This is a genomic window from Patescibacteria group bacterium (genome assembly GCA_034660655.1).
In the GTDB taxonomy this organism is placed as follows: Bacteria; Patescibacteriota; Patescibacteriia; order JAACEG01; family JAACEG01; genus JAACEG01.
On sequence record JAYEJU010000027.1, the window covers coordinates 1 to 1,917 of the forward strand.

Genomic DNA, 1,917 nt, shown 5'->3' on the forward strand with positions numbered 1-1,917 from the left:
TCTATTTTTTCTTTTACTTCTTGCAATTTTTTTCTTTTAGTATAAATAATCAAATCTTTATCTTCTTTTTCAATATCTTCAGCGCCATAATCTATTAAATTTAATTCAAATTCTTCTTCTGAATTTTTAATTTGTAATTTATAATTTATAATTTTAATTACTCCTTTTTCTTCAAACTGCCACATTACACTATTTTGTCCGCCTAATAAACCTCCTGTTTTAAAAAAAATATGCCTAATTTCAGAAACAGCGCGATTTTTATTGTCAGTCAAAGATTCAATTATAAAAAAAGTATTATCAGGACCGATTGCTTCATATAAAATTTTCTCTATAATCTCTCCTTTTAATTCTCCTATGCCTTTTTTAATGGCGCGCTCAATATTATCTTTTGGCATATTAGCGCCCTTGGCTTTTTCAACAAACATTCTTAAATTAAAATTTGTTTCAATGTCTTTTCCGCCTTCCCTTGCTGACACAGTAATATTTTTTGCCAGTTTGCTAAAAATAGCCCCTCGTTTTTTATCGGTTATTTCTTTTTGCCTTTTAGTTGTCGCCCATTTACTATGTCCAGACATACAATAAAATACAAAATTAAATATTTCCCCCTTTGAAAAAGGGAGATTAAGGGGGATTTTAAAATAAAAATTTATCTAAAAATCCTCCAACCTCCTTTTTTAAAGGAGGACTAAAAAAATTAAAAAATTATTTTTATAAAATTTCGTTTTCCTTTTTGCAATATTTTGCCCTCTTTGTTAATTTCTATAATTTTATTACTGTCAGTAATTTTTTTATTGTCAATTTTTACGCCTCCTTGTAATATCATGCGCCTTGCATCGCTTTTTGAAACGCACAATTTTGATTTAATTAGCAAATCAATTATATTTATTTTTTTTATTTTTACTTTAAAAATTTTTATTTTATCTGGAGTTTGATGTTTTTGAAAAATATTTTTAAAATGCTGTTCGGCTTTTTCAGCTTCTTTTTTTGAATAATACATAGAAACAATCTCACACCCTAAATTCATTTTTAAATCGCGCGGGTTTATTTTCTCATTCTTTAAATTATCATTCATTTTTTTTATTTCCCGCGTTGGAATATCTGTCGCTAATTCAAAATATTGAATAATCAGCTCGTCTTTTATTGACATAATTTTTCCATAAATGTCATTCGGCTGATCGGTAATGCAAATAATATTTCCCCAGCTGGTGCTCATTTTTCGTCCGTCTGTTCCGTCCATTAATTTAAATGTAATTATATCTTGCGGTTTTTGATTATACGCTTTTTGTAAAACGCGCCCAGCCAAAATATTAAAAAGCTGATCGCTTCCTCCGATTTCTATATCGGATTTTATGGCAACACTGTCATACCCCTGCATTAAAGGGTAAAGCATTTCGCGAAGAGAAATTCTGACCCCTTCTTTATATCTTTTTGAAAAATTGTCCCTATCTAAAATTTGCGCGATTGAAAAATTATCTGCTTGATTGCAAATATCAAAATAATTCAACTTGCCAAGCCATTCGCTGTTATAATGTACTTCCGCTTTTTTAACATCAAAAATTCGCCCTATTTGCGGAAGATAATTTTCCATATTTTTTTTAATTTCTTTATAAGTCAACATTGGACGTTCTTTTGTTTTATCAGAAGAATCACCTATTTGCGCCGTAAAATCCCCAACTATTAAAACAATTTTATGTCCCAGCTCTTGAAATTTCGCCAACTTTTGCATTGTTGACGCTCTTCCTAAATGAATTTTAGGACCTGTTGGATCAATGCCGTATTTAATCCTTAATTTTTTCCCTGATTTTAATTTTTCTTCCAAATCTTTTTTAACAATCAAATCAACGGTTCCTCTATTTAACAGCTCTTTAATTTTTTGCTCTTTTGTTTTTTTATCCATAAAAAAAATAATAAATATTA

2 protein-coding genes are annotated in these 1,917 nt (G+C 29.1%); both read right to left on the bottom strand.

The annotated features are described in order from the left end of the window. Positions 1 to 575: YebC/PmpR family DNA-binding transcriptional regulator (locus U9O55_02135; GenBank protein ID MEA2088619.1), on the bottom strand; the 575-nt coding region annotated here is incomplete at its 3' end. 119 nt (positions 576 to 694) lie between these two features. Further along, positions 695 to 1,917: tyrosine--tRNA ligase (tyrS, locus tag U9O55_02140; protein MEA2088620.1), on the bottom strand; the 1,223-nt coding region annotated here is incomplete at its 5' end.